We start from the raw sequence: 24936 nt of genomic DNA, 5'->3' as shown, positions 1-24936 counted from the left end.
GACAGCATGACTATCAACCTGCAACTCGACGCCCTGCGCAGTGCCTACCGCGACGGCAGCCTGACCCCGCGCCAACTGCTCCCCGCCCTGCGCGACAAGGCTGCGGCGCTGAACCCGGATTACCACCTGTTCATCCATTTGCTCAGCGCCGAAGAGCTCGAGCCTTACCTCGCCGCGCTCGACGATCGCGACATCGACAGCCTGCCGCTCTACGGCGTGCCGTTCGCGATCAAGGACAACATCGATCTGGCCGGCATTCCGACCACGGCGGCGTGCCCGGCATTTGCCTATGTGCCGCAGTGCTCGGCGACCATCGTCGAGCAGTTGCTGGCGCTGGGCGCGATTCCCCTGGGCAAGACCAATCTCGATCAGTTCGCCACCGGACTCAATGGCAGTCGTTCGCCTTACGGTGCGTGCCCCAACAGCGTGCTGCCGGAATATCCATCGGGCGGCTCCAGCGCCGGATCTTCGCTGGCGGTGGCCCTGGGTGTGGCGAGTTTTGCCTTGGGCACCGACACTGCGGGTTCTGGCCGCGTGCCCGCCGCGCTGAACAATCTGGTCGGGATGAAAGCCAGCAAAGGCTTGATCTCCACCGCAGGCGTAGTCCCGGCCTGTCGCACTCTGGATTGCGTCACCACCTTTACCGCCACCGCCCGGGAAGCCAGCCAGCTGCTGGCGCTGACGGCGCAGCTGGACCCACGGGACGCCTACAGCCGCAGCAATCCCCAGTGGAACGACGGCTCGGCGTTCGGTGCTCCGCGACCGTTTCGCTTCGGCGTACCGCGAACCCAGGACCTCGAGTTCTTTGGCTGCGCGGAAGGCCCGCGGCTGTTCGCCGATGCCATCGAGCGGCTCAAGGCACTGGGCGGCGAGGCGGTCGAGCTGGACCTGTCGCCCTTCCTCGAAGCGGCGCGCCTGCTGTATGAAGGCCCGTGGGTGGCCGAGCGCTACAGCGTCGCCGGCGACTTGCTGGAGCACAATCCAGAAGCGGTGTTGCCGGTAATCCGCGCAGTGCTGGCCAAGGCGCCCGGGGTCGACGGAGTGCAAACCTTCCGCGCGCAGTATCGCCTGCAAGCCTTGAAAGCCCTGTGCGACAAGGCCCTGGAAAACCTCGACTGCGTCGTTACCCCATCCATCGGCCGTCCGGTGACCCTGGCCGAACTGGAAGCGGAACCGGTGCTGCGCAACTCGGAATTGGGTTACTACACCAACTTCATGAACCTGCTCGACTACGCCGCAGTCGCCGTGCCCAGCGCCTTCATGGGCAACGGCCTGCCATGGGGCGTGACGCTGTTTGGCCGCGCGTTTACCGATCAATACCTGCTGAGCGTGGCACAGGCTTTCCAGCAGCCGGCCGATGCAGGCCCTGCTACCACGATCGCGCGCAACGATCGAGCCCGGCTGGTGGTGTGCGGCGCGCATCTGGACGGGTTGGCACTGAACTGGCAGCTTAAGCGCCGGGGCGCGACGCTGGTCGAGACGACTTTCAGTTCGCCGGACTACCAACTGTATGCACTGGCCGGCGGCCCACCGTTTCGCCCGGGCATGGTGCGGGTGAAGAAAGGCGGCGTGGCCATTGCGGTGGAAGTCTGGGAGTTGCCGAGCAGCGAACTGGGCTCGTTCCTATCCGGAATTCCGGCGCCGCTGGGCTTGGGTAAAGTGCAGCTGGCAGATTGTCGTTGGGAGAGTGGGTTTATCTGTGAAGGGTATGGGTTGGAGGGTGCGGTGGACATCAGCCATTTGGGTGGATGGCGTGCGTATCTGTTAGATCGGGGGTGACCTTTCGAATCGCTGGCAAGCCAGACTCCTACAGAGGCCGGGGTGAACGCGAGATGGCGGTAGTGCACATGACACCGCCATCCGCATCGCGGCCAATTCACCCCACAAATCATGCAGTTATTTCCCCGCAGTGCCTTTAGAATGCCTTGCATCGGATCCTTGCCAACGGAATTGTCATGCCGCTTCGCTCGCCGCTGTATTCGCAACGTTCGTTGGTTCTCACACTGATTGCGCTGCTGGGCGCCGGCTTTCTGGCCACGTCGCTGCTCAGCTATTACGCCTCGCGAGCGTCGATCCGCGACAGCATCGTCAACACCGAGCTGCCGCTGACCTCCGACACCGTCTATTCGGAAATTCAGAAAGACCTGGTCCGGCCAATCCTGATTTCCTCAATGATGTCCCGCGACACCTTCATGCGAGACTGGGTGGTAAACGGCGAGCAGAACCCCGAGCAGATGACCCGCTACCTCAACGAGGTGATGACGCATTACGGCGCCTACACCGCGTTTTTCGTTTCCAACGCCAGCCTCACCTACTGCCACGCCAAGGGTGTGCTCAAGCAGATCAAGGTCACCGAGCCCCGGGATGCCTGGTACTTTCGCGTGCGCGACATGGCCGAGCCCTACGAGATCAACGTCGATCCGGACCTGGCCAACAAGGACAACCTGACGTTCTTCATCAACTACAAAGTCTATGACTACAACAACCGGTTCATCGGCGCTGCAGGCGTCGGTCTGACCGTCGATGCAGTGATCAAGCTGATCGACCGCTACCAGCAGCGCTACCAGCGCAGCGTGTATTTCGTCGACACCTTCGGCCGCCTGGTACTGACCGGCGCCGAAGGCGGGCCGCAAGGTGCGCACATCGGGCAGACCCTGGGCGAGCTCGACAGCATGAAGAGCCTGGTCAGCCAATTGCCCAAGCCCCACAGCGGCAGCTACGAATACACCGTCCAGGGCCAGGGCCATTTTCTCAACGTGCGGTTTATCCCGGAGCTCAACTGGTACCTGTTCGTCGACAAGCGCGAAGACGGTGCCCTGAGCGAAATTCGCCATTCGCTGTACCTCAATTTGCTGATCTGCCTGCTCGTCACCCTGATCGTGCTGGCCCTGCTGAACCGCGTGATCAAGCGCTACCAGAGCCGCATCCATGCCCAGGCCACTCTCGACAGCCTGACCGAACTGCCCAACCGCCGCGGCTTCGACCTGCTGGCCGCGCAAGCCATGCACGAAGCCCAGCGCGAGCCGAAACCATTGACCGCGATGCTGCTGGACCTGGATCACTTCAAGGCATTGAACGACACCTATGGCCACCTTGCCGGTGACCAGGTGCTGATCGGCTTCGCTCGGGACCTGGAAAGCTGCCTGCGGCATTCCGACATCGTCTGCCGCTGGGGCGGTGAAGAATTCATCGTCTTGCTCAAGGACACCGATGGCGCAACCGGCCAGAAGATCGCTGAAAAAATTCGCCAGCACGTCGAGCAGCAGGACTACGCCTACAACGGTCACTCGCTGAAACTCACCGTGAGCATCGGCCTCACCACTCTGCAACCCGAAGACACCTTGCACACGCTACTGTCCCGGGCGGATCATGCGATGTATCGGGCCAAGCAAACCGGCCGCAACCGCACCTGCATCGAAAAGCCTCACTGCGCATATGAATAAACCAGATACCTGCCCGGCCTGCGGCGCGCCCAACGCCTGCACCCTGGCCGACCCTCGCACCGCCGCGCGAGCGTGCTGGTGCTTCGGCGTCAGCATCGACCCGGCCGTCCTCGAAGCCTTGCCAACTGAACTGCGTAACGCCTCCTGCCTCTGCCCGCGCTGCGCCGGAGTCGAGGCGCAACTGCAAGCAGCCGCCCGGCCGATCACGTAAGATACGCGACCGTTTCCTGCCGATCCGCCGTCATGCGTGTAGACCGTTTCCTCAGCAACCTGCCGCGCTTCAACCGTAAGCAGGTGCGCCTGTTGCTGGTTGAAAAACGCGTGCGCATCGATGGCAAGGTTGTCAGCGACCCGCATGCCGAAGTCCGTGAGTTCAGCCGCGTTGAAGTCGACGGCGAGGTGCTGCAGGCGGGCAAACCCGTGCGTCACTACATGCTGCACAAACCGCCTGGCTGCGTCAGCGCCACTCGCGATCCGGAGCATCCGACCGTCCTCAATCTGCTCCACGAACCGGACAAGGACGACCTGCACATCGCCGGACGCCTGGATTTCAACACCACCGGCCTGCTGCTGATCACCAACGACGGCAGCTGGTCGCGACGGCTGACCCAGCCCCAGACCAAACTGCCCAAGGTCTACTACGTCGAGACCGAGCAGATAATCGGCCCTGAGTACGCGCAGAAATTCACCGAGGGCCTGTACTTCGCGTTCGAGGACCTGACCACCCTGCCCGCCGATCTGCTCGTCCTTGGGCCCAGGTCTGCGCGCCTGAGCATCGTCGAGGGCCGCTATCACCAGGTGAAGCGCATGTTCGGCCACTTCGACAACAAGGTGCTGCGCCTGCACCGCGAAAGCATGGGGCCGCTGGTGCTCGACGCATCGCTGAAACCGGGGGAATACCGCCCGCTCAGCGCTGAAGAGATCGAAATGATCTAAGCGGCCTACCGCTGAGCAGAAGTTGTAGAACAATTTACGAATGGCACTTGCGCGATGCCCTCGCCCCTGCTTGAATCAGGTCGTCAGCCGAAATGTGACTGACGAGTCACAACATACTTCTAAGAAACTTTTTGCCGGTTAGTGAACCCTCAGGTTCCGCCTCAGACCGGCAGACTGCCCGCCAATAATAATACCCGTCGACCTGCCGTACCGGATCGACATGGGCCTCGCAAAATTCCAGGCATATGCCTACCTGTCACAAAGCTCGTGCAATCTCATTTGCGCGCATACCCGCTTGCCAGGAGTCTTATGACATGAGGCCAGAAATCGCTGTGCTGGATATACAAGGTCAGTATCGGGTTTACACGGAGTTCTATCGCGCAGACGCCGCAGAGAAGACCATTATCTTGGTCAACGGCTCGATGGCCACGACTGCGTCGTTTGCACAAACCGTGAAAAATCTGCATCCGCAGTTCAATGTGGTGTGCTACGACCAGCCCTACGCGGGCAAGTCGAAGGCCCACAACCTGCACGAGAAACTGCTGACCAAGGAAGTCGAAGGGCAGATCCTCCTCGAGTTGATCGACCACTTCGCCGCCGAACACGTGCTGTCGTTCTCCTGGGGCGGCGCCGCCACCCTGGTGGCCCTGGCGCAACAGCCACGGCGCATCGAGAAAGCCGTGATCAGCTCGTTCTCCCCGGAGATCAATGCGCACATGCTCGACTACCTCGAGCGCGGCATCGATTACCTCGGCAGCCGCGATGGCGACCGCGTCGGCAACCTGGTCAACAGCACCATCGGCAAACACCTGCCAACGCTGTTCAAGCGCTTCAACTACCGGCACGTCAGCAGCCTGGCCGAACACGAGTACGGGCAGATGCACTTCCACATCAGCGACCTGCTCAACAGCGATCGCCAGTGCTTCCTCAAGGCATCCGAGAAGATCAAGGTACCAGTGCTGTTCATGAACGGCGAATGGGACGAATACACCGCCACCGACGGCGCACGACTGTTCGCCAACCACGTACAGCACAGCACCTTCACCACCCTGGAAGCGACTGGCCACTTCCTCGACATGGAACACAAGGCCGCCTGCCGCGACAGCCGCAATGCCCTGCTCGGTTTCCTCAAACCCGCGCAACATGAGAGCCGACCGCGTTACCACTACGTCCAGGATCACCATGCACTGGCAATCTGAAACAGAGTCATCGCGAGCAAGCCCCTCCCCCGCAGGAGCAAGGCTTGCCCGCGATAGACCGCCACATGGTTTTTTTTACCCGGTTTCGCCCGTATTAAAGCGCTGGGCTTAAAGAAAAACTTCATTTCCCCGCGCACATCTGGTACAAAGTCAGCCGCTCTGAGCGGGTGTCGTATAATGGCATTACTCCAGCTTCCCAAGCTGATAACGAGGGTTCGATTCCCTTCACCCGCTCCACTCAGATTTCGCTCTCACGTTGGTTTTTGACGGGGGATGCAGGTAAAGAAAAACCGGCCTTGATGGCCGGTTTTTTTGTGTCCGGGGTTTGGACGATAGAAGTCGGAACCCTCATTATCCGAACGATAGCGCATAGCCTTGCAGGAAGTCCGACGTTGCATCACGGCAAGGCGTAGACCAAATTCCCTACGAAAGCTTGCTTGCAGGTGTTGTCTGAGGAGGTAAGTTCTCTACGACGTGCGCCTCGATCAAGTTCACAGCCGCCCGTGCTAACCAACGCAACAGAGCCCCTCGAACATGACCCAAAACATCTACGACGATCTCGAATTCTTCCACGCCTACAGCCAGTTGGGCCGGTCGGTCGGTGGCCTTGATGCAGCCCCGGAGTGGCCTGCCCTCAAAGCCATGCTGCCACCCATGAAAGGCCTGAAGGTAGTGGACCTGGGCTGTGGGTATGGCTGGTTCAGTCGCTGGGCCAGTGAACAAGGCGCGGCCAGTGTGCTGGGGCTCGACGTATCGGAAAAAATGCTCGAACGGGCTCGTCAGACTACCTCTGGTGCCACTGTGCGATACGAACGCGCCGACCTGGAACAGCTCGATCTGCCGCCGGCGCAGTTCGAGCTGGCTTACAGCTCGTTGGCGCTGCACTACATCAAGGATCTGCCGAGGTTATTTGCGACGATTCATGCAGCGCTGAAGCCGGGTTCGCGTTTTGTTTTCTCGATTGAACACCCGATTTTCATGGCCCCGCGCAACCCCGGCTGGCTGACGGACAGCGAAGGTCGCAAGCGCTGGCCGGTGGACAGTTATCAGCGCGAAGGCGAACGGGTGACCAATTGGCTGGCGGATGGGGTGATCAAGCAGCATCGAACTGTCGGCACTTTGCTTAATACATTGATCGCAGCGGGCTTCATTATCCGCCACGTTAACGAATGGGGCCCGAGCGATGCCGATGTCGCGGCTCTGCCGGCGCTGGCTGAAGAGCGTGAGAGACCGATGATGATGCTGGTGGGTGTGGAGCGTTGAAGCGTGCGCGCCGAATAACCTGAATTCACTACAACACTGTAGGAGCAAAGCTTGCTCGCGATTGCATACCGTCAGCTGGCATCAATGCTGATGTCAGTGCACAAATCGCGAGCAAGCTTTGCTCCCACAATTACTGCCACAAGTGATCCCACAAGGTGTGGGTTCCAGTTTTGATCGCCACTGGATTCAGATCCGGAAAAGTTGGCGAGCTACCGAGTCGCGACAATAAACAACCGCGGAAACGGCAGCAGCACCGACCCATCCTCCAGCGCCGGATAAGCCTGTTCGACGCCCGCCAGATACTCCTGCAAATAGGCTTCCTGCTCGCGCTCGTTCAGCGGCTTGAGAAACGGTCGCAAGCCACTGCCCTTGAACCACTCGACAACGCCCGAAGGTCCCGCAGCCAGGGGATGATGATAAGTGGTCAGCCAGATGTCGACCCGCGAACAATGCGGGCGCAGCACGGAGTAATAATCGCTGGCGCTGGCGACCTCGGTGCGTAGCCCGGCCGCACCGGCGAGTTTTTTCGCCCAAGGCCCAGCAGCGGCAACCTCGCGCATCAGGCGGTGCGATGGCTGGTTAAGGGTGTCGGGCATCTGCACCGCCAGAGTGCCGCCTGGCGCCAGCTTGTCGACCAGTGCCGGCAGCAATGGAGCGTGATCAGGCAACCACTGCAACACCGCGTTGGCGAAGATCACATCGAACGGGCCGGTCTCGCTCCATTGATCGATATCGGCGACATCGAACCGCACCTGGGGCAAGCGCTTGCGCGCGGCTTCGATCATGTCGCTGGAACTGTCCAGCCCGCGCACCGTAGCGTTGGGAAAACGCTCCACCAGCAGCTCCGTGGAGTTGCCCGGACCGCAACCGATATCGATGGCCGCATGCACTTGCGCTGGCGGTATCGCGGCCAGCAAGTCACGGGCGGGACGCGTACGCTCATCTTCAAAAGCAACGTATTGCCTGGCAGACCAACTCATTGCGTTCTCCTATGGGTGCGCACGCGCCCCGGACAATTCATGGCAATCGCGCACCTGCAAAAATAGCACGGACCTACTTGTCCGCCGCCTCCTTGTCCTGCATCTGCACCGAAGACTTGGTGCCATCGGTATTGTCCTGGGTTTCGTTATCGGAATTATCAAAGCAGCCTTGCAGCGCGAACAGGCAGCAGGAAAGACACAGGGTGCGCACGATGTTCATGGGGTTCTCCAACTTCAGGGGATTTAACTAGTGACCCTCCAGAGCGGGCAATGGTTGCGACTTTCCCGCCATCGACGCCGAGCTTTTTTCACCGCCGGCAAAATGTAAGCAGAATTTTCCGCATACCGGCGCTGTCACAAATTCAGGCGCATCCCAATAAGGAATACGGCAATGAAATTTGCAAAGATCTCGCAGAAGCTCGCCCTGTGGGCCGGCAGTCCCAAGACATTCATGGGCGCCTTGATCCTGATATTTCTCTGGGGCTTGAGCGGTCCGATTTTCGGCTACAACGACACTTGGCAACTGATCATCAACACGTCCACCACCATCATCACGTTCCTCATGGTGTTCCTGATCCAGAACACGCAAAACCGTGACACCGACATCCTGCACCTGAAAATCGACGAGTTATTACGGGTCAACAAGGAAGCGCAAAACGCCATGCTGGGGCTCGAATCGCTCGACCTCAAGCAACTGGAGGCCTTGCGCAGACATTACAGGGCGATGGGCGAAAAAGACGTGCATGCCCTCGAGGGCCTGGCCACGGCAAGCAAGCGCAAACAGGATTGGAACGAATGCTGAGCAAAAAAAAACGGCGCCGGATGGGCGCCGTTTTTTATGCCTGTGCGTTATCGACTGGCTTGCAGGGCCCTGGCCATCTGCAGGTGATTCTGCAGCTTAGGCAGGGTTTCTTCGGCAAATGCCTTGATTTCCGGCACCTCGGTGGACTGCGCCTGTTGCTGCAATTGCTGGATGGCTTCTTCAGTGGTTTTCACCTGACTGGCCGCGTAGGCCTGGTCGAACGAAGCACCATCCTGCACTTCAGGCATCAGGGTCTTGGCCTTATCAACCACCTCTTCACGCGGAGCCACTGGCAAATCCAGCTGCTTGGCGATCTTGGCCAGATGCTGGTTGGCGGTGGTGCGGTCATTGATCACCACGATGGTGTAATCCTTGACCTCCTTGGATTCGGTTTTCTGGTGCGCCAGGCGGCTGGCTTCGATATCGGCCATGCCTTTGGCGGACGCATCGTTGATGAATTCGGCTGGCGACTGGGCGAAGGCTTGGGTGGCAAACAGCCCCAGTAACGTGGCAAAACTGATGTGGCGTAAACGGGTGGCCATCCGGCTCATGGTCGCGCCCTCCTCTTGAAGAATTCCAGCGCGAGCATGGGTTCGCGCCTCTGGGTGATGACTGCGGTAGACAGCAGTCCGCATCCCATAGGAAATTCAAGAGCTTGAAAGGTTTAGTAAAGCTGGGGCCGGTGCGACGAACGGTGGCGCTGCGCTTCAATCAAAACCCTGTCACCCGGCGGAAGAATCGCTGAAGGCGTCTTCGCGAAACTGCATGCCCGCATACGGTCGCTGGCGACAGGCTGCCAACCTTGAGGCCAGATCGCCAACATGAGCTTCGAGCTTGTGACCGTCAGGATCGAGGAAATAAAACGATGCGCCTTCACTGCTGTTATCGCGCCACTCCCCTACGTTTGCGGCCCGGAGGTGCTCAACGAAACACGGGAAGTCTGCTTCGCTGATCGTGAAGGCGTAATGGGTGTAGTCAGCGGCAGGTTCGGTTGTGCGTAGCGGATCTAGCGAGAGACACAACCACAGGCCTGGCAGGGAGAGGTAGGCACCGCACTCCCAAGTCGCATCGACCTGAAAATGCAGCAGATCACGATAGAACACCAGGCTGCGGTCCAGGTCCGTCACGGCTAAGGTCAGGTGGTTGAGGCCGGTTAGCACATTGTTCTCCTCATGAGTGAATCGCGCTCAGGTCCTGCGCACTATCCCCTCCCCAATCCGCCCGTTCAACCAGTTCAACGCCTGATCCCCGCCCCGCCGCTTGTGCCACGCCAACACAAATGTGAACGACGGAATATGAAACGGCGGCGGGACGACCGTCAGCGTCCGCTCGTCGATGTCGCGGACCGCACGAGAGGCAACCGTGAGGATCAGGTCTGTGCCCCTGATGAATTCCGGCGCCACGCTCCAGTGCGGCAGGCTGACCGCGACTCGGCGGCGCTCGCGCAACGCGGTCAGTGCCCGTTCGATCTCCGGGGTGCCGCTGCCGCGCATTTCCAGTAGGACATGCGGGCGGGCCAAGTAGGTCGGCAGGTCGAGGACGCCATCGGCGCCAAGGCTCGCGCGGTCGACGAGACAGACGTAGCGCTCTTCGAACAACGACGTGCTACGCAGTTCGTTCGGCAGCTCTGGAAACACCCCCGCCGCCAAATCGATGTCGCCATTGAGCACGGCGTCGAGCATGCCTTCGCGGCTGCCGTGGCTGATTTGCAAATCGATGCCTGGCGCTTCCCGACGCAACGTGCGCACAAGCTCAGGCAAGACAATTGCCGCCCCGTAGTCCGACATCGCCAGGCGAAAGGTGCGCTGAGCGGTGCCCGGGTCAAAGGCATTGGGCGCTAGCAGCGCTTGCACCTGGGCCAGGGCTTCGGCCAGCGGCCCGATCAGTTCAAGGGCCCGCGGCGTGGCCACCAGACCGGAACCGGCACGCACCAGCAAGGGGTCACCGAGCAAGTCGCGCAGGCGCGCCAGGGCATGACTGACCGCCGGTTGGCTCAGGTGCAAGCGCTCGGCGGCGCGGGTGACGTGCTGCTCGCTGAGCAGGGCGTCGAGGATCACCAGCAAATTTAAATCGACGCGCCTTAGATCATTCATCTGGTGCATGTTCTAGATAGGAATTCAGAATTTAAATCTGCGCGACGAATACTCTAGAGTCCAGCAAAACCTGTTGGAGAATGTTCATGAGTACGTTGCATTGGGCCGGCCTGTTGCTGCTGGCCGTGATAGCCGGGGCGGTGGTGCCTTTCCAGAGTGCGATCAACGCCAACCTCACCCGCGGCTTGGGGCATCCGTTATGGGCGACCCTGGCCTCCTTGCTGGTGAGTGTGCTGGTGTTGCTGCCAATTATCCTGGCGCTGCGCTTGCCCCTGCCGTCGCTGGCCTTCATCGCCAGGGCGCCGCTGTGGATGTGGGCCGGTGGAGCGTTTGGGGTGTGTTTTATTTCATTGGCACTGATGCTGCTGCCCAAGCTAGGCGCCTCGGGGTTTATTGCCTTGGCATTGGCAGGTCAGGTGGTGGCTTCGCTGGTGCTGGATCACTTCGGCTGGTTCGGTTTGGTGGAGCGGCACATGACACTGCCGCGGGTGTTGGGGGCCGTGTTGCTGATTGCCGGGGTGGTGTTGATTCAGTTCAGCAGTATGCCGGCGAAAGCGTTGGTGACGGTGGATTGAGGGGCATTTGCGGCCGCCGCAGATGCTTTCTTCATTATGAGCCGAGCTTGCTCTGGGCGGCGTTTGGACAAAGGACTTCAGACGCCGCGTTTATTTAGGATCCCAGCATCACAGTTTGGGCTCACTGTAAGCTATCTCGCTTTAACATGTGACGGGGGGACAATATCTTAGATGGGGGTCGGACAGCGCCTAGTAGGTCCACCGGTGTAACCCTCAACATCAATGGGAATCGTCCTACAACCAAAACTCTTGTAACACTCAATTTTATCGGAATCGGCCTATTTTAGGCAGATTACGTCCCCTGTACAGTTCAAGGCGATCGACAACGGCCAATTGCACAGGTATGAATAGAAAAATGGATACGACCCCACAAACTGCAAACACTTATACCAACTACCGCAAACTTATCTCGATAGCTGATCACGATTGGGAGACTGCCGAAGCGGGAAAAATCGCTGATTTAAATGTCGACATCAAGGGTATCAATCAGTTGGTAGACCAACACGGTCGTGTTCTTCATCACTTCTGCACAACATCGTACTTAGGCTTGGACCATCATCCTGAAATTATCAAAGGCGCCATGGATACTCTGAAAGAAATTGGAACTTTGAGAGTCGCAAACTCAAAAAACCGCTGCAAACTTGGAATACTGGAACAATATGAACTCGAACTATCTGAGTTACTCGACGCAACATGCCTTAGCGCCTTATCATGCAGTGCGGCAAGCGCTGGGATTTTGCCATTGTTGGCAAGCGGAGTTTTTACCGGAAACCGTCCCCCGGCGATGGTGTTTGACCGGTCAGCACACTACTCGATGAATCATTTAAAAGCAGCGTGCGCTGACGAAACGGTAGTTATTACATCCCCCCATAACGACATGGATTTTTTGGAGCTGCAGTGCCGAAAGAACAGCTCAGTAGCATATATCGCTGACGGTGCCTACAGTATGGGCGGAGTCGCAGACTTGGCTGGTCTTGTATATTTAAGGGATCGCTATGGTTTATTTCTTTATCTCGACGACTCCCACGCGCTTACTGCCATCGGCAAGTCAGGCGCTGGGCTCGTACGCCCTCAGATAAATTCACTTGAAGATAACTGCATCATTGTCGCGTCACTCGCAAAATCATTTGGTGCAAGCGGGGGGCTTGTGATGCTGGGAAATCAACGTCACAAAAAGCTGATTCAACGCTATGGCGGGCCGAGCAACTGGTCACAAAGCCTGAATAGTGCAGCTATAGGCGCAGGGCGAGCGTCGATCAAACTACACAAAACTCCAGAATTAGCTTTCTTACAACAAAAACTCCAAATCAACATCCAACTTTTCGATAGCATGATTCGAACCGAACAACATGGCAGTAGCATGGCAATTCGGCTGATCCACTGCGGTGAGGCATCTCTCGCGAACAAAATTACCATTGATCTGGCCGATCGCGGTTTTTTTACGTCAGCGGTATTTTTTCCGGTGGTCGCACAAGGCTGTGCAGCCGTCAGAATCACCTTGCGAGCCGACATGGAACCTGCACTAGTCCACAGCTTTTGTGATCTCGTGACCATGTTGCTAAGCGAATACATTGTTAATGCGGGCCATTGAATACAAGGACGCTAGATGAAAAGCAGCACCACCCTTCTCGTCACCTGTACCACGGTGTTCCTCGCGCAGTTGGGCATGAGCATTTACCTGCCCGCGTTGCCGGAGATTGCCGGGGCTCTGTCTGCGCAGGTGTCGCAGGTGTCCTGGGGATTGGCGGTGTACCTGATCGGTATGGCGCTGCCAATGTTGTTCTGGGGCAGCCTGGGTCAGCGCTTTGGTCGCAAGCCGGTGCTGCTGGCGGCGCTGGGAATTTACGGGTTGGGCAACCTTGCATTGCCCCTGAGCCAGACACTCGAATCCTTTCTGCTTTTGCGCCTGGTACAGGGCATTGGCGCCAGCGGCATTTCGGTCATGGCCCGGGTGTTGATTCGTGACAGCTTCAAGGGTGACTTGCTGGCCAAGGCGTTGTCCTGGCTGTCGATCTCCTTCGTGGTGGCGTTGGGTATCGGGCAGTACCTGGGGTCGGTGATCCAGGCAGCGGCAGGCTGGTCGGCAATTTTCTACGTGCTGGGTTCTGTCAGCCTGGTACAGGCGCTGGTCGTGGCGCAAGTCGCGTTCCCTGCACGCGCCGAGGACAACATTCGCGCGTCCGCCTGGCCGAGCTACTGGCAAATTCTGCGACATCGAGCCTTCCTGCTCCCGGCTCTCGCCGGTGGGCTCGGTTATGGGGTCATCATTGCGTTCAACACTGGCGCCCCGCTGATTCTCCAGGGACCGTTCAACTGGTCAGCCGTTGAATATGGGCTGTTGGGGTGGCCGATCAGTGCGGCGTATTTCCTCGGCGCATTGGCCGTCAATACTCTGGTGTTGCGTACGGGTCAGCGGCGACTGATGACCGTTGGCGTAGGGCTGGCACTGGCAGGTAGCGCGGTGATGTTGCTGGGCAGCATCGCCGGCAGTTCAATCGCGCTGCTGTTCTGGATACCTTACTGCGTTGCCGTGTTTGGTCAGTCGTTGAACTACCCAATCAGTCTGGCGCTGGCCAACGACGGCTCGCCGGTCGGCGGTGCTTACGCGATGGCGTTGAGCGGCTTCATTCATCAGCTGATGGCGGCTGCCATTGGCGGCATCGCCAGCCTGATCGCGAGCCCGCACGCATGGCCTTTATCGCTGTTATGCACCTTGTTGGCCATGGGTGCGATGCTCTGCGTATTCCTCGCACCCGGGCGCAAGGCAGCTTAAAAGGCGCTGCGGAATATCTCTTCGATCTGGCGCTGGTCCGCCGCTCTTGGGTTGGTCAGGCCGCAGGCATCTTTCAAGGCATTGGTGGCCAGGATCGGGATGTCGCTGAGTTTGGCACCCAGGTCGCGCAGGCCGGCGGGGATCTCGACGTCATGGGCCAGGGCACGAATCGCGGTGATGGCGGCCTGGGCGCCCTCTTCCGGGCTGAAGCCACGGATGTCGGCGCCCATGGCGTGGGCCACGTCGGTAAGGCGGCCGGCGCAGACCAACGCGTTGAAGCTCTGCACGTGGGGCAGCAGTACGGCGTTGCACACGCCATGGGGCAAGTCGTAAAAGCCACCCAACTGGTGCGCCATCGCGTGGACGAATCCCAGGGACGCATTGTTGAACGCCATGCCCGCGAGGAACTGCGCGTAAGCCATGTTTTCCCGGGCAGCCAGATCGTTGCCGTCGCGCACGGCCAGACGCAGGTTGTTGCTGATCAGGGTGACGGCTTTCAGCGCGCAGGCATCGGTGATCGGGTTGGCGGCGGTCGACACGTAGGCTTCGATGGCGTGCGTCAGCGCGTCCATGCCGGTGGCGGCGGTCAGGCTCTTGGGCATCGCGACCATCAGTGCGGGATCGTTGACTGACAGCAGCGGTGTAACGTTGCGGTCGACGATGGCCATTTTCACGTGCCGCGATTCATCGGTGATGATGCAGAAACGGGTCATCTCGCTGGCGGTGCCGGCGGTGGTGTTGATGGCGATCAGCGGCAGTTGCGGCTGGCTGGATTGATCAACGCCTTCGTAGTCGCGAATCTGCCCGCCGTTGGTGGCGCACAGGGCGATGCCCTTGGCGCAGTCGTGGGGCGAGCCGCCACCCAGTGACACCACAAAATCGCACTGGCTTTCCTTGAGCAGGCCCAGGCCAAGCTCGACGTTGGCAATGCTCGGGTTCGGTTTGGCTCCGTCGAAAATCACCGACTCGATGTCCAGCTGCGCCAGCTTCCCGGCGATCATGCCGGCGACGCCCGCCTTGGCCAACCCGGTATCGGTGACGATCAGCGCCTTGCGAAACCCGTACTTGCCGATCGCGACCATGGCTTCGTCGAGGCAGCCAATGCCCATGATGTTCACCGCGGGGATAAAAAATGTGCTGCTCATGAGCAAATCTCCTGACAGGGGCCGAACCGGCGATGCCGATCCAGCGGATACCCACAGGATCGACCCATCGGCGATGCGTTAACTTGATCTAGCTCAACGTCGGAGCATGATAAAGTCGCCGCCCATCCGACCTTTCGCTTCGAGACTTTCACCGCAATGACCGATTTCCAGGATGTTGATGCCCAACTTGAAGACTGGAATGCCTTGCGCGCCGCCACTACGCTGGATGGCCTGCTGGTAGGCAATGGCGCCAGTCGCGCCGTGTGGGACGATTTCGGCTACGACTCGCTGTTTGAAAATGCCCGCACCGTCGAAGAAAAACCCTTGAGCCAATCCGAGCTGAGCGTTTTCGAGGCGCTGCAGACCCGCAGTTTCGAACAGGTACTCAGCGCGCTGAAAACCACCAGCCGGGTAAACAAGGCCCTGGCGGTCAGCTCCGCTGCTCCGCGCAATCGTTATTACGCGATCAAGGAAGCGCTGATCAACACCGTGCATGCGGTGCACATTCCCTGGCGCCTGGTCGTGCCGGCGACACTGGCGGCGATCAGTGAGGAGCTCGGCCGCTATCGGACGGTGTTCACCACTAACTACGATCTGCTCAACCACTGGGCGATCCAGCACCAACCCGAATCGATCAGCGACCTGTTCCAGGGCGCCGAGCCGCGCTTTGACCTGAGCGCCACGGCGGCGGACAAAACCCGTTTGCTGTACCTGCACGGCGGCCTGCACCTGGTGCGCAACCAGGACGGAACCGCGCGCAAGTTGATGACGACCGAGGGCACGTTGCTGGGCAGTTTTGCCATCAACAACACCATCAAGACCCTTGATGATGTGCCGCTGTTCGTCAACGAGGGGCAGTCCCAGGACAAGCTCAGGACCATCCGCAGTTCGGATTACCTGTCGTTCTGCTATGACCAGCTACTGGGGCACGGCGAGGGTTTGTGCATATTTGGCCATGCCTTGGGCGAGCAGGACGCGCACATCATCCAGGCGCTGCGCCAGGCCCGACCGAAGGTGGTGGCGATCTCTATCTATCCGCGCAGCAAGGCGTTCATCCAGCATCAGAAGCGCCACTACGCAAAAGTGTTCGAGGGGACTGGATCGCAGTTGCGGTTTTTTGATTCGAAGACTCATGCGTTGGGTAGTTCGAAGCTGACAGTGCCGGTCGAGGTTTAGCGACGACTCGACTGACGCTATCTCGAGCAAGGAATGCATTCCCATGTGGGAGTGAGCCTGCTCGCGACGGCGTCAGCATGGCTGCCTCACTCGTCCGCGCTATGCACCACCACCAGCAACTGCGCCTGAACCTCGCCAACCGAGCGGATCCGGTGCGGTTTCTGCGAGTTGAAGTGCAGCGCATCGCCGCGCTCGAGCAGCACTCGCTCATTCATGAAATCCACTTCCACCCGGCCTTCATGGACAAATAGAAACTCTTCCCCCGTGTGCTCCTTGAACGCTTTGTCCACGAACTCCGTCGGCGGATAGATGATGAACGGCAGCAGGTTGCGCTCGCTGACTTGATGGGCCAGCACCGCGTAACCCGGACTCTGGTCGTTGGCAGCCAGGGATTGGCGCTCGTTGCAGCGCACCAGGCTGTAGCTGTCGAGGCTGACATTGTCCTCCGAGAACAGCTCCTCGACCTTCACGTTCAGCGCCTTGGCCAATTTCAGCGCAGCGGCAATCGACGGCGTATTCAACCCGCGTTCGACTTTCGACAGGTAACTCTTGGTCATGCCGGATTTCTCCGCCAGCGACTCCAAGGTCACCCCAAGTTTCTTTCTTAGTAATTTCAATCGGATAGACATGCGCAGCGGTTAATCCATCAAGGAGGCAACGATTTGTCCTTGCCAATGACACAAAGTGTCATATAGCATCTTTAGTGTCATTTGAATGAACCGACCGAGGACACACTCATGGCCAAGACATTAGCAGTACCCAAGGAGCAACTGGTCAGGCAGGCGCTGACCCAGATGCAAAATACCCTGGCAGATAATACGTGGACCGACCGGCAAAAGCTGGCCCTCACCTGCCGAATTCTGTTCGAGAACGGTCACGATTCAGGTCTGGCCGGGCAAATCACCTCGCGCGGCCCGACCCCAGGCACTTACTACACTCAACAGCTGGGTCTTGGCTTCGACGAAATCACCGCGAGCAATCTGCTGCTGGTCAACGAAGACCTTGAGGTGCTGGAAGGCCACGGCATGCCCAACCCGGCCAACCGTTTCCACAGCTGGGTGTATCGCGCCCGACCCGACGTGAACTGCATCATCCACACGCATCCGACCCACGTCGCGGCGCTGTCGATGCTGGAGGTTCCGCTGCAGATCTCCCACATGGACCTCTGCCCGCTTTACGACGACTGCGCATTTCTCGAAGGCTGGCCGGGCGTGCCGGTCGGTAACGAAGAGGGTGAATTGATCGCCGGTGCTTTGGGCGACAAGCGGGCGATCCTGCTTTCCCATCATGGTCAGTTGTCCACCGGGACGACTATCGAGCAAGCCTGTGTCATCGCCCAACTGATCGAACGCGCGGCGAAGCTGCAGTTGCTGGCGATGAGCGCCGGGACCATCAAGCCGATCCTGCCGGAACTGGGCCGTGAAGCCCACGACTGGATCGCCAGACCCAAACGCCATGCCGCCGCTTTCAATTATTACGCCCGGCAAAACCTGCGCCAGCACGCTGATTGCCTGAACTGACCGCCTTCAACTCATTACGGAGACACAACATGTCGACCCCAACCATTCACGGCATCATCGGCTACACCATCACTCCTTTTACCGCCAATGGCGAAGGCGTTGACCTCGACGCTCTGGGGCGTTCCATCGATCGCCTGATTGACTCAGGCGTGCACGCGATCGCCCCACTGGGCAGCACTGGCGAAGGTGCTTACCTGAGCGACGCCGAGTGGGACCAAGTCAGCGAATTCAGCATCAAGCACGTCGCCAGACGCGTGCCCACCGTCGTCAGCGTGTCCGATCTGACCACCGCCAAGGCCGTGCGACGTGCGCGCTTCGCCGAAGCCCAGGGTGCTGACGTGGTGATGGTATTGCCGGCGTCCTACTGGAAGCTCAGCGAAGCGGAAATCCTTGCCCACTATCGCGCTATCGGCGAAAGCGTCGGCGTGCCGATCATGCTCTACAACAATCCGGCCACCAGCGGCACTGACATGTCGGTGGAGCTGATCCTGCGAATCTTCAACTCCGTGGACAACGTGACCATGGTCAAGGAGAGCACCGGCGATATCCAGCGCATGCACCGCCTGCAAGTGCTCGGCGAGGGGCAGGTGCCGTTCTACAACGGATGCAATCCGCTGGCACTCGAAGCTTTTGCGGCGGGAGCCAAAGGCTGGTGCACGGCGGCGCCAAATCTTATTCCACAGCTCAACCTGGATTTATATGAGGCCGTTTTGGCCAACGACCTGGGCAAGGCGCGCGAGCTGTTCTATCGCCAGTTGCCGCTGCTGGACTTCATTCTCAAAGGCGGCTTGCCGGCGACGATCAAGGCGGGATTACGCGCGACCGGGCTGGAAGTGGGTGACCCGCGGTTGCCGGTGTTTGCGCTGGGTGATGCGGGTGTCAGCCAGTTGCAGGATTTGCTGAAGGTACTGCGCTGAACTAACAAACACCCCGCAGTAGGAGTGAGCCTGCTCAGGGCGGCGTTCCGACGATAAGGGCATAACATCCACCATTAACGGTGACTGTCAGTCCCTCATCGTCGGAACGCCGCCCGGAGCAGGCTCACTCCTACAATGGGGCGGGGTTGTGTTGGAGTTGATCAGAGCACCAGCAAAGTCTTGTCCTTGATCACCGTAGTCGGCCCGTTCGCCTTGACACTGGCGATGCCTTTTTCCAGCGCAGAAGCATTGGCGTAGGCTTCGCTGCTGCCAATGACCTCATGATTGCCGGCCTTGAGGTTGAAGTAAGGATGACCGTCCTTGGTGGTTTTCCTTTCGTAGCGTTCGTCCAGCGGGCTGTTGCTCTGCACCGCCGCAATGCCCTTGTCGGCTGCGGCGCGGGTGGTGTACAGCTCGCTGGTCAGAATGGTTTCGGCATTGGCGGCCTTCAGGACAAATCGGAACTGACCGCTGCTGCTCTTGCTCACTTCGTACCATCCGGACATGCTGGTTCTCCTGGGCGATTGAAAGGTTTCGCGCTTCAGAGTAAAGACCAGCAGTGGATCTTTGTCGCCTGTGCAGACCTCATCGCGGGCAAGCTTTGCTCCCACAGTTGGAACTGCGCACCACTACTGTGGGAGCAAGGCTTGCCCGCGATGGCGGCGACTCGGTCTGCGCTACTTCGCCACCGCGCGCACCACCGACAACCCAGGCGCCGACACCCTACGCTGACTCAGATACCGCGTACAACTCACCCGTAGAAACGAAGCAAAGTTGACCACCTCGCCGCGATAGTCCATCACCTCTTCATACAGCTTGGTGATCAACTGGTTGGTGGTCATGCCATCGGCTTCGGCGATTTCGCCGAGGATGTCCCAGAACTGGTTTTCCAGGCGCAGCGTGGTCACCACCCCGCAGATGCGCAACGAGCGGGAGCGCGACTCGTAGAGAATCGGATCGGCTTTGACGTAAAGCTCGCACATGGGAACTTCCCTCGTTACAGCGTGATTTTAGTGCCGAGCAACCCGAGGAATCCCGCCAACCAACTCGGGTGCGCGGGCCAGGCAGGCGCCGTGGCCAAGTTGCCTTGAACGTGCCCTTGCGTCACCGGGATATCGATGAACGTACCGCCGGCCAGGCGCACTTCCGGAGCGCAGGCCGGGTACGCGCTGCACTCGCGACCTTGAAGAACACCGGCGGCGGCCAGCAATTGTGCACCGTGGCACACGGCAGCGATCGGTTTGCCGGCCTGGTCGAACGCACGCACCAGTTCCAGGACCTGTTCATTGAGGCGCAGATATTCCGGGGCACGGCCGCCAGGAATGACCAGTGCGTCGTAGTCTTGTGCCCTGACCTGGGCGAAATCGAAGTTCAGGGCGAACAGGTGCCCGGGTTTTTCACTGTAGGTCTGGTCGCCTTCGAAGTCATGAATCGCCGTGCGCACGGTCTGGCCGGCGGTTTTGTCTGGACACACTGCGTGTACCGTGTGGCCGACCATCAGCAGTGCCTGGAATGGCACCATGACTTCGTAGTCTTCGACGTAATCGCCGACCAGCAGCAGGATTTTCTTGGCAGGCATGGGGGAATCCTTGGAGTGGGACTGGGGAGTATTGAAGGTAGTCCTTATATTTGGGGGTGGGTAATAGCCAAGTATTACGCAAGAAGATCGCCGCCTCTGGCCGCTCCCACGGGTGGACGCCAGCTGCCCAAGGATCGGACGATCTTTCAGGGATTAGCTCAGATACCCGTCAGCCCGGAGCAAGGTCTCCAGACAATGCTCGCTGACCTGATAAAAAGCCTTCAATTCCTGGATCTTCAGCAGCAACTGCGCCGAATCCACAGGCTCTGCACGCTTGACCGCGAGGATCATCTTGTTCTTGTTGGTGTGGTCCAGTGAAATGAACTCGAACACCTTGGTCTCATAACCGCAGGCTTCGAGGAACAGCGCACGCAGGCTATCGGTGACCATTTCCGCCTGCTGCCCCAGGTGCAAACCATATTGCAGCATCGGCTTCAGCAGCGCAGGGCTCTGGATCTGCAAGCGGATCTGTTTGTGGCAGCACGGCGAGCACATGATGATCGATGCGCCGGAGCGGATGCCGGTATGGATTGCATAATCGGTGGCGATGTCGCAGGCATGCAACGCGATCATCACGTCCAGTTCGCTCGGCGCCACGCTGCGCACATCACCACACTTGAACACCAGCCCCGGATGCTCCAGCTTGGCCGCCGCAGCATTGCACAGGGTCACCATGTCTTCACGCAACTCGACCCCCGTGACCTCGCCTTCGGCCTTGAGCGTGTTGCGCAGGTAATCGTGAATCGCAAAGGTCAGGTAGCCCTTGCCGGAGCCAAAATCGGCAACCCTGATCGGTTTGTCCACCGCCAGTGGCGAGGTCGTCAGCGCGTGGCTGAACACTTCGATGAACTTGTTGATCTGCTTCCACTTGCGCGACATCGCAGGGATGAGCTCGTGCTTTGCAGTGGTGACCCCGAGATCGGCCAGAAACGGTCGACTCAGGTCCAGGAAACGGTTTTTCTCGCGGTTGTGTTCGGCGGACGGCACTTCGCGCAATTGCTGGGGCTTGCTCTTGAACAGCGAACTCTTGCCCTTTTTGCTGTATTCGAGCTGGGCTTCATCAGTCAACGACAGCAAGTGTGCATTCTTGAACGAACCTGGCAGCAACGCGGCAATGCTGGCAACGCCCTCCCCCAGCGCCAGGTTCTTGGTGATATCACGAGTCTTGTAGCGGTAAACAAAGGACAGGCAAGGCTGATCCTTCACAGTCAGCTGCTTGATGATCAGCCGTTGCAGATCTGGTTCGTCACCCACGTACTTGGCCAGCACCAGCTTGATGAACGCATTCTGTTCAAGGCTCGACTGCAGCAGGTCAATGAACTGCGCGTGGTGATCCGGCGCAAGGCTTTCGGGGGTGGCAACAATGGACATGGCAGAGACGGCCTCGGGCGGAGCGAAACAGGGAATGCCGGTATTTTAAGGGGGATGGTCACTTTGGGCACGGGGTTATTTGCCACAGGTCCTGGTAACGCAGCCAGGACCCGGGATCAGGCGCGTGTGTCAGGGTTCGACCAGGCGCATTTTTCGATTGATCGGCGAATTGATGACGTATTTGACGATCAGCCCTACCGGCACTGCCCATGTCAGGCCACTGGCCGGATCGGTGACCACGGCGATGGTTTCCGAGCTGGCAGCGAGGTCCAGGCGGCGGCGATCGTTGCAGGATTTGAGTGTTCCGTAGGCATGACTGACCAGTTTTTCCGCCTGGTGCATGGGCACGTCCAGGTCCTGCAGGTGTTTTACGGCACGACAAAAAAGCACCTGATCATCTTTCAAGGCCTGGCTTTCATGGCGAGCGAGAAACGCCTCGGCAATGTCCAGCAGATCCTTATTCATTTCGAAATAATCATCGTCCATGCTCATTCGCCGATTTCCTCTGGCGGCTCGACTGCTACTACGGGGCGGGCTGCACTGCGCAAGTCAGACCCGGCAGAAGGCAGGCGCACTGCCGGATTGGGCATTCCGCTGGGGGACAGTTCGTGGGTCATTTCGAACTCCGCGCGAACCGACCATCCGCAGGCTTCCGAGGTGCATTGCAAATAGGCGACCCGCAGGAAAATATGCCGCCCCTCACTGGTACGGATGCGCATTCGGCTCAGGCAATGCGGGCAGACCATTTTATAGGTACTCACGAGAGGCTCCCCGAAGTCAGCTGGTGGTAATCAACTTGAGCAAAAGCAATACTGCCGGATGCATTGATCGCATTGCCGTGGTCAAGGGTTAAACGTTTGCCAGACGCAAGGAAGGGCGACGCGCAGCCGCGCAGCGGGTACAAGCCAAGCTTGTAGGAAATCACCCTGATACCATTAGGAAGTTTCGACATCGTATTCTTCTGATTCATAGTTGAAGTCTGATTACTCACAAGATAAAAACAACTCAATACGCATACGTTAATTACTCGAAATGCATGTGTCAAAAGCCAGAGGCTCCAATTGCGTAACAAAAAATCCCAAGCCGTTCTGGCGCGCCTGAAACAGATCACCGGCACCCGCACCGACGCGGCCCTGTCGTCTGCGCTAAAGATCAGCCCTCAGACCCTAAGCAGTTGGAAAGGCCGAGACAGCACGCCATACTCAATATGCGTAGAACTAGCCCAAACCAAGGGCATTTCCCTGGACTGGCTTCTGCTCGGTGAAGGGCCAATGTTGCGGCCATTAACCGACGATTGCGTTGACGTCACTCCAGAGCGAACCCTGCAGGAAGATGCCGTACTGGCTTTGTGGCGACGGCTCAAGGAAGAGGACCGAGTGGTTGTGCAGAGCGTGCTGGAAGACAAGCGCCGCCTGCGAGACCTTGAACTCAAACTGGAGCAAATGTCCGCAACCCTGTCTGCATTGCAGCAATCGGACCACGGGTAAGCACAACAGAGGCGCTACTTCATGGCGCTCCACAGCAGCATGATGTTGCCGCGACTGCGGGCAATCAGGACACAGGCGAGGATACTGAGTCCTGCGTGCCACGGGCTGACCGAGGCTGCAGTCAGGAGAATGTCCATGCCGGCAAGGCAAAACGTGCCTCCGCACAAACTGTTCACCAGACCGTTGCGCCACCAGTTGCCCCCCTCCTCCCGCCGATGACACGCCAGCCACAATGCGCTCAACAAATGAGCAATGGCTGTGGCGAACACCAGGACCATCGACACACTCCCCATCAGCCGCGCCCCCTCAGGTGTCGGATGATCTCGCCGATGCCGGCACCATCGATCCACTGCATGAGCTTGATGCTGACAGGAATGACGATCAGCGCGCAGAGAAACGCCGTAACTCCACCCGTCAACGAAGGAACCAGCGGCAACGCCACAGGCGTGAACAGGTAGCCGACGCCGGCTGATAGCAGCAGAGAACCAAGGCGCTGCCACGCCTTGAAGTTGACGCGGGTGGTGGTGACCAGCCAGGCGCCGAGCGCCGCACCGAACAACGCCTCGCCGTCAATCAAGGGCAGCGTGCCGATTCCCAGTCCCAACAGCAATCCGCCGAGGCTGTTGTAGGTGGAATCAGCCATGCTCATGCGCGCCTCCAGGGTTGCTCCTGGCAACGATGATGACGCCGCTTTCAATGGCCTTGTACAAAGCGGCCATGCGCGAATGCACGGCAAATTTGCGGCGGATATTAGTGAAGTGAAAATTGACCGTGGACACCGAGCAATTCTGAATCTTGGCGATCTCCCAGGAAGTCTTTCCGTAGAAGCACCATTGCAGGATTTGTGTCTCTTTGGCCGTCAGTTTGGCAGGCGGGTGCGCGGCGGTGCCGAGCGCCCCTTGCGAGACAGGCGTGAGCGGTTGATGAGCTGACATGACAAGAACTCCTTCCTGGTCAGAACACCCGATACGGGGCGTTCGCTATTGGAGAGAGATGTTGAAGACAAGCCGAAACTCGAACAATGCGCAGCGTTTGTAGCGCTGCGACATACAAACAAAGGGGTTAAAACCTACCCCAATACCACCAGGCGATTGGGCAATTCGTTCCTGGCGTGGGTCACCGGTACGTGCACCTTGAGCAATTCGCCACAGGCTTCGACGCAGGTCACGAACCCCTGCAATGTCTGCCCCTGCTTCACCTGCCGGGTAAAGGCCGAGACAATTGCCTCCCAATTCTTGTCATCCAGGCGACTGGAAATCCCTTCATCCACCAGGATCTCCACATACCGCTCGGCTTCGCAGACGAAAATCAGCATGCCGGTGCTGCCTGCCGTGTGATGCAGGTTTTGCTCGAGGAACTGCCGGCGCGCCAGGTTTGAGGCGCGCCAGTGCCGCACCGACCGCGGGACGAGGTGAGTGGTGACGCGCGGGATGCGAAACAACAGGCACAACACGATGAAACTGGCCCATTGCACCAGCAACAGGCTGTGCATGGTCAGCCAGCCGGTCAGGTAGTGCACGACACCCGGCACGACCAGCGCCAGCAGGCTGGCCCACAGCAACGGGATGTAGGCATAGTCGTCAGCACGAGCGGCAAGCACGGTGACCAGTTCGGCGTCGGTATCGCGCTCCACCCGGGCGATTGCTTCGGCGACCTTGCGCTGTTCGTGTTCATTCA

Annotated in this window: 32 protein-coding genes and 1 tRNA gene; 15 read left to right on the top strand and 18 right to left on the bottom strand. The window is 59.1% G+C overall.

The genetic code is table 11. The annotated features are described in order from the left end of the window. The first annotated feature begins 6 nt into the window (after positions 1-6). The 7 genes from atzF (at position 7) to ORL50_RS11035 (ending at position 6841) form a co-directional block, all read left to right on the top strand. Entirely contained in the window at positions 7-1779 is a 1773-nt protein-coding gene (gene atzF / locus ORL50_RS11065) for an allophanate hydrolase (RefSeq protein WP_266014081.1), read from the top strand. Between the two features lie 176 nt (positions 1780-1955). Continuing rightward, positions 1956-3443 (top strand): sensor domain-containing diguanylate cyclase, encoded by a 1488-nt coding sequence (locus ORL50_RS11060; protein ID WP_266014078.1) that lies wholly within the window; start codon positions 1956-1958, stop codon positions 3441-3443. Next, positions 3436-3654 (top strand): cysteine-rich CWC family protein, encoded by a 219-nt coding sequence (locus ORL50_RS11055; RefSeq protein ID WP_266014075.1) that lies wholly within the window; start codon positions 3436-3438, stop codon positions 3652-3654. Before ORL50_RS11060 ends, ORL50_RS11055 begins: the two co-directional genes overlap by 8 nt. A 32-nt stretch (positions 3655-3686) precedes the next feature. After that, positions 3687-4379 (top strand): pseudouridine synthase, encoded by a 693-nt coding sequence (locus tag ORL50_RS11050; protein ID WP_266014073.1) that lies wholly within the window; start codon positions 3687-3689, stop codon positions 4377-4379. Between the two features lie 314 nt (positions 4380-4693). Then, positions 4694-5578, top strand: coding sequence for an alpha/beta fold hydrolase (locus ORL50_RS11045; RefSeq protein WP_266014071.1), 885 nt, complete (start codon positions 4694-4696; stop codon positions 5576-5578). 163 nt (positions 5579-5741) lie between these two features. Further along, positions 5742-5815, top strand: a tRNA-Gly gene (locus tag ORL50_RS11040). A 297-nt stretch (positions 5816-6112) separates the two neighbouring features. Further along, a complete protein-coding gene (locus ORL50_RS11035) occupies positions 6113-6841 on the top strand; it encodes a class I SAM-dependent methyltransferase (protein WP_266014068.1) in 729 nt (242 codons plus the stop codon). 209 nt (positions 6842-7050) lie between these two features. Here ORL50_RS11035 and tam read toward each other — a convergent pair whose 3' ends face one another. Together tam and ORL50_RS11025 are read right to left on the bottom strand one after the other, a co-directional pair. Continuing rightward, a complete protein-coding gene (tam, locus tag ORL50_RS11030; protein ID WP_266014065.1) occupies positions 7051-7821 on the bottom strand; it encodes a trans-aconitate 2-methyltransferase in 771 nt (256 codons plus the stop codon). Between the two features lie 73 nt (positions 7822-7894). Next, complete coding sequence (locus ORL50_RS11025; protein ID WP_266014062.1) at positions 7895-8041, bottom strand: hypothetical protein; 147 nt, start codon at positions 8039-8041, stop codon at positions 7895-7897. Positions 8042-8212: 171 nt separating this feature from the next. Between ORL50_RS11025 and ORL50_RS11020 the strand changes: the two genes are divergently transcribed. After that, positions 8213-8623: a low affinity iron permease family protein gene (locus tag ORL50_RS11020; RefSeq protein ID WP_266014059.1), complete on the top strand. Its 411-nt coding sequence runs from the start codon at positions 8213-8215 to the stop codon at positions 8621-8623. 47 nt (positions 8624-8670) lie between these two features. On the opposite strand, the gene ORL50_RS11015 is transcribed toward ORL50_RS11020, so the two are convergent. The 3 genes from ORL50_RS11015 to ORL50_RS11005 form a co-directional block, all read right to left on the bottom strand. Beyond that, a complete protein-coding gene (locus ORL50_RS11015; RefSeq protein ID WP_266014056.1) occupies positions 8671-9174 on the bottom strand; it encodes a DUF4142 domain-containing protein in 504 nt (167 codons plus the stop codon). Between the two features lie 171 nt (positions 9175-9345). Then, a complete protein-coding gene (gene fos, locus ORL50_RS11010) occupies positions 9346-9783 on the bottom strand; it encodes a fosfomycin resistance glutathione transferase (protein ID WP_266014053.1) in 438 nt (145 codons plus the stop codon). A 27-nt stretch (positions 9784-9810) separates the two neighbouring features. Continuing rightward, on the bottom strand, positions 9811-10725 hold the full coding sequence (locus ORL50_RS11005; RefSeq protein ID WP_266014050.1) for a LysR family transcriptional regulator: 915 nt from the start codon (positions 10723-10725) through the stop codon (positions 9811-9813). 77 nt (positions 10726-10802) lie between these two features. On the opposite strand from ORL50_RS11005, the gene ORL50_RS11000 reads away from it, so the two are divergent. From ORL50_RS11000 to ORL50_RS10990, 3 genes are all read left to right on the top strand, one after another. Next, positions 10803-11291, top strand: a complete 489-nt coding sequence (locus ORL50_RS11000; protein WP_266014047.1) for a DMT family transporter — start codon at positions 10803-10805, stop codon at positions 11289-11291. 355 nt (positions 11292-11646) lie between these two features. Then, a complete protein-coding gene (locus ORL50_RS10995; RefSeq protein WP_266014044.1) occupies positions 11647-12882 on the top strand; it encodes an aminotransferase class I/II-fold pyridoxal phosphate-dependent enzyme in 1236 nt (411 codons plus the stop codon). 15 nt (positions 12883-12897) lie between these two features. Then, positions 12898-14064, top strand: a complete 1167-nt coding sequence (locus ORL50_RS10990) for an MFS transporter (protein WP_266014041.1) — start codon at positions 12898-12900, stop codon at positions 14062-14064. On the opposite strand, the gene yiaY is transcribed toward ORL50_RS10990, so the two are convergent. After that, a complete protein-coding gene (gene yiaY, locus ORL50_RS10985) occupies positions 14061-15209 on the bottom strand; it encodes an L-threonine dehydrogenase (protein WP_266014038.1) in 1149 nt (382 codons plus the stop codon). The genes ORL50_RS10990 and yiaY overlap by 4 nt on opposite strands. Positions 15210-15365: 156 nt before the next feature. On the opposite strand from yiaY, the gene ORL50_RS10980 reads away from it, so the two are divergent. Next, a complete protein-coding gene (locus tag ORL50_RS10980; protein WP_266014035.1) occupies positions 15366-16385 on the top strand; it encodes a DUF4917 family protein in 1020 nt (339 codons plus the stop codon). Positions 16386-16471: 86 nt separating this feature from the next. Here the strand turns inward: ORL50_RS10980 and ORL50_RS10975 are convergent, their stop codons facing one another. Continuing rightward, a complete protein-coding gene (locus ORL50_RS10975; protein ID WP_266014032.1) occupies positions 16472-17014 on the bottom strand; it encodes a helix-turn-helix domain-containing protein in 543 nt (180 codons plus the stop codon). A 108-nt stretch (positions 17015-17122) separates the two neighbouring features. Here ORL50_RS10975 and ORL50_RS10970 point away from each other — a divergent pair, with 108 nt between their 5' ends. Both ORL50_RS10970 and ORL50_RS10965 read left to right on the top strand, forming a co-directional pair. Next, positions 17123-17905 carry an aldolase gene (locus tag ORL50_RS10970; protein WP_266014029.1) on the top strand — a complete coding sequence of 261 codons (783 nt, stop codon included), beginning with the start codon at positions 17123-17125 and terminating at the stop codon, positions 17903-17905. A 29-nt stretch (positions 17906-17934) separates the two neighbouring features. Beyond that, positions 17935-18822: a dihydrodipicolinate synthase family protein gene (locus ORL50_RS10965; RefSeq protein WP_266014026.1), complete on the top strand. Its 888-nt coding sequence runs from the start codon at positions 17935-17937 to the stop codon at positions 18820-18822. A gap of 161 nt (positions 18823-18983) precedes the next feature. On the opposite strand, the gene ORL50_RS10960 is transcribed toward ORL50_RS10965, so the two are convergent. The 7 genes from ORL50_RS10960 to ORL50_RS10930 all read right to left on the bottom strand — a co-directional run bounded on the left by ORL50_RS10960 (position 18984) and on the right by ORL50_RS10930 (position 22724). Next, positions 18984-19328, bottom strand: a complete 345-nt coding sequence (locus tag ORL50_RS10960; RefSeq protein ID WP_266014024.1) for a YegP family protein — start codon at positions 19326-19328, stop codon at positions 18984-18986. A gap of 171 nt (positions 19329-19499) precedes the next feature. Continuing rightward, positions 19500-19805 (bottom strand): ribbon-helix-helix domain-containing protein, encoded by a 306-nt coding sequence (locus tag ORL50_RS10955; RefSeq protein WP_266014021.1) that lies wholly within the window; start codon positions 19803-19805, stop codon positions 19500-19502. 14 nt (positions 19806-19819) lie between these two features. Then, positions 19820-20401, bottom strand: coding sequence for a DJ-1/PfpI family protein (locus ORL50_RS10950; protein WP_266014018.1), 582 nt, complete (start codon positions 20399-20401; stop codon positions 19820-19822). Between the two features lie 153 nt (positions 20402-20554). Next, on the bottom strand, positions 20555-21772 hold the full coding sequence (locus ORL50_RS10945; RefSeq protein ID WP_266014015.1) for a class I SAM-dependent methyltransferase: 1218 nt from the start codon (positions 21770-21772) through the stop codon (positions 20555-20557). A gap of 129 nt (positions 21773-21901) precedes the next feature. Next, positions 21902-22264, bottom strand: coding sequence for a hypothetical protein (locus ORL50_RS10940; RefSeq protein ID WP_266014012.1), 363 nt, complete (start codon positions 22262-22264; stop codon positions 21902-21904). Further along, positions 22261-22533, bottom strand: a complete 273-nt coding sequence (locus ORL50_RS10935) for an Ogr/Delta-like zinc finger protein (RefSeq protein ID WP_266014009.1) — start codon at positions 22531-22533, stop codon at positions 22261-22263. The genes ORL50_RS10940 and ORL50_RS10935 overlap by 4 nt, the downstream gene beginning before the upstream one ends. Beyond that, positions 22530-22724: a hypothetical protein gene (locus ORL50_RS10930; protein ID WP_266014006.1), complete on the bottom strand. Its 195-nt coding sequence runs from the start codon at positions 22722-22724 to the stop codon at positions 22530-22532. Before ORL50_RS10930 ends, ORL50_RS10935 begins: the two co-directional genes overlap by 4 nt. Before the next feature lie 109 nt (positions 22725-22833). Here ORL50_RS10930 and ORL50_RS10925 point away from each other — a divergent pair, with 109 nt between their 5' ends. After that, entirely contained in the window at positions 22834-23259 is a 426-nt protein-coding gene (locus ORL50_RS10925) for a helix-turn-helix domain-containing protein (protein WP_266014003.1), read from the top strand. Between the two features lie 14 nt (positions 23260-23273). Here the strand turns inward: ORL50_RS10925 and ORL50_RS10920 are convergent, their stop codons facing one another. The 4 genes from ORL50_RS10920 to ORL50_RS10905 all read right to left on the bottom strand — a co-directional run. Next, positions 23274-23537 (bottom strand): phage holin family protein, encoded by a 264-nt coding sequence (locus tag ORL50_RS10920; protein ID WP_266014000.1) that lies wholly within the window; start codon positions 23535-23537, stop codon positions 23274-23276. A 14-nt stretch (positions 23538-23551) separates the two neighbouring features. Next, positions 23552-23908, bottom strand: a complete 357-nt coding sequence (locus tag ORL50_RS10915; RefSeq protein ID WP_266013997.1) for a putative holin — start codon at positions 23906-23908, stop codon at positions 23552-23554. After that, positions 23895-24194: a helix-turn-helix transcriptional regulator gene (locus tag ORL50_RS10910; protein ID WP_266013993.1), complete on the bottom strand. Its 300-nt coding sequence runs from the start codon at positions 24192-24194 to the stop codon at positions 23895-23897. Before ORL50_RS10910 ends, ORL50_RS10915 begins: the two co-directional genes overlap by 14 nt. Positions 24195-24328: 134 nt before the next feature. Further along, a partial coding sequence (locus ORL50_RS10905) for a TPM domain-containing protein (protein WP_266013989.1) occupies positions 24329-24936 on the bottom strand: 608 nt, incomplete at its 5' end.

The organism is Pseudomonas sp. RIT-562 (assembly GCF_026241895.1).
In the GTDB taxonomy this organism is placed as follows: domain Bacteria; phylum Pseudomonadota; class Gammaproteobacteria; order Pseudomonadales; family Pseudomonadaceae; genus Aquipseudomonas; species Aquipseudomonas mandelii_F.
The sequence above is the reverse complement of the archived record's forward strand: the minus strand, read 5'-3'. Positions and strand labels throughout refer to the sequence as shown.

Excerpts from the sequence above, each read along its gene's own strand:
- ORL50_RS11020 (WP_266014059.1), top strand. The coding sequence starts at position 8,213 with ATGAAATTTGCAAAGATCTCGCAGAAGCTCGCCCTGTGGGCCGGCAGT.
- ORL50_RS10945 (WP_266014015.1), bottom strand. The coding sequence starts at position 21,772 with ATGTCCATTGTTGCCACCCCCGAAAGCCTTGCGCCGGATCACCACGCG.
- ORL50_RS10930 (WP_266014006.1), bottom strand. The coding sequence starts at position 22,724 with ATGTCGAAACTTCCTAATGGTATCAGGGTGATTTCCTACAAGCTTGGC.
- ORL50_RS11045 (WP_266014071.1), top strand. The coding sequence starts at position 4,694 with ATGAGGCCAGAAATCGCTGTGCTGGATATACAAGGTCAGTATCGGGTT.
- ORL50_RS11050 (WP_266014073.1), top strand. The coding sequence starts at position 3,687 with ATGCGTGTAGACCGTTTCCTCAGCAACCTGCCGCGCTTCAACCGTAAG.
- ORL50_RS11055 (WP_266014075.1), top strand. The coding sequence starts at position 3,436 with ATGAATAAACCAGATACCTGCCCGGCCTGCGGCGCGCCCAACGCCTGC.
- tam (WP_266014065.1), bottom strand. The coding sequence starts at position 7,821 with ATGAGTTGGTCTGCCAGGCAATACGTTGCTTTTGAAGATGAGCGTACG.
- ORL50_RS10990 (WP_266014041.1), top strand. The coding sequence starts at position 12,898 with ATGAAAAGCAGCACCACCCTTCTCGTCACCTGTACCACGGTGTTCCTC.
- ORL50_RS11015 (WP_266014056.1), bottom strand. The coding sequence starts at position 9,174 with ATGAGCCGGATGGCCACCCGTTTACGCCACATCAGTTTTGCCACGTTA.
- ORL50_RS11025 (WP_266014062.1), bottom strand. The coding sequence starts at position 8,041 with ATGAACATCGTGCGCACCCTGTGTCTTTCCTGCTGCCTGTTCGCGCTG.
- ORL50_RS10920 (WP_266014000.1), bottom strand. The coding sequence starts at position 23,537 with ATGGTCCTGGTGTTCGCCACAGCCATTGCTCATTTGTTGAGCGCATTG.
- ORL50_RS10955 (WP_266014021.1), bottom strand. The coding sequence starts at position 19,805 with ATGTGCGAGCTTTACGTCAAAGCCGATCCGATTCTCTACGAGTCGCGC.
- ORL50_RS10980 (WP_266014035.1), top strand. The coding sequence starts at position 15,366 with ATGACCGATTTCCAGGATGTTGATGCCCAACTTGAAGACTGGAATGCC.
- ORL50_RS11000 (WP_266014047.1), top strand. The coding sequence starts at position 10,803 with ATGAGTACGTTGCATTGGGCCGGCCTGTTGCTGCTGGCCGTGATAGCC.
- ORL50_RS10910 (WP_266013993.1), bottom strand. The coding sequence starts at position 24,194 with ATGTCAGCTCATCAACCGCTCACGCCTGTCTCGCAAGGGGCGCTCGGC.
- ORL50_RS10975 (WP_266014032.1), bottom strand. The coding sequence starts at position 17,014 with ATGTCTATCCGATTGAAATTACTAAGAAAGAAACTTGGGGTGACCTTG.
- ORL50_RS11035 (WP_266014068.1), top strand. The coding sequence starts at position 6,113 with ATGACCCAAAACATCTACGACGATCTCGAATTCTTCCACGCCTACAGC.
- yiaY (WP_266014038.1), bottom strand. The coding sequence starts at position 15,209 with ATGAGCAGCACATTTTTTATCCCCGCGGTGAACATCATGGGCATTGGC.
- ORL50_RS11060 (WP_266014078.1), top strand. The coding sequence starts at position 1,956 with ATGCCGCTTCGCTCGCCGCTGTATTCGCAACGTTCGTTGGTTCTCACA.
- ORL50_RS10960 (WP_266014024.1), bottom strand. The coding sequence starts at position 19,328 with ATGTCCGGATGGTACGAAGTGAGCAAGAGCAGCAGCGGTCAGTTCCGA.
- ORL50_RS10970 (WP_266014029.1), top strand. The coding sequence starts at position 17,123 with ATGGCCAAGACATTAGCAGTACCCAAGGAGCAACTGGTCAGGCAGGCG.
- atzF (WP_266014081.1), top strand. The coding sequence starts at position 7 with ATGACTATCAACCTGCAACTCGACGCCCTGCGCAGTGCCTACCGCGAC.
- ORL50_RS10950 (WP_266014018.1), bottom strand. The coding sequence starts at position 20,401 with ATGCCTGCCAAGAAAATCCTGCTGCTGGTCGGCGATTACGTCGAAGAC.
- ORL50_RS10965 (WP_266014026.1), top strand. The coding sequence starts at position 17,935 with ATGTCGACCCCAACCATTCACGGCATCATCGGCTACACCATCACTCCT.
- ORL50_RS10915 (WP_266013997.1), bottom strand. The coding sequence starts at position 23,908 with ATGAGCATGGCTGATTCCACCTACAACAGCCTCGGCGGATTGCTGTTG.
- ORL50_RS11005 (WP_266014050.1), bottom strand. The coding sequence starts at position 10,725 with ATGCACCAGATGAATGATCTAAGGCGCGTCGATTTAAATTTGCTGGTG.
- ORL50_RS10995 (WP_266014044.1), top strand. The coding sequence starts at position 11,647 with ATGGATACGACCCCACAAACTGCAAACACTTATACCAACTACCGCAAA.
- ORL50_RS10940 (WP_266014012.1), bottom strand. The coding sequence starts at position 22,264 with ATGAGCATGGACGATGATTATTTCGAAATGAATAAGGATCTGCTGGAC.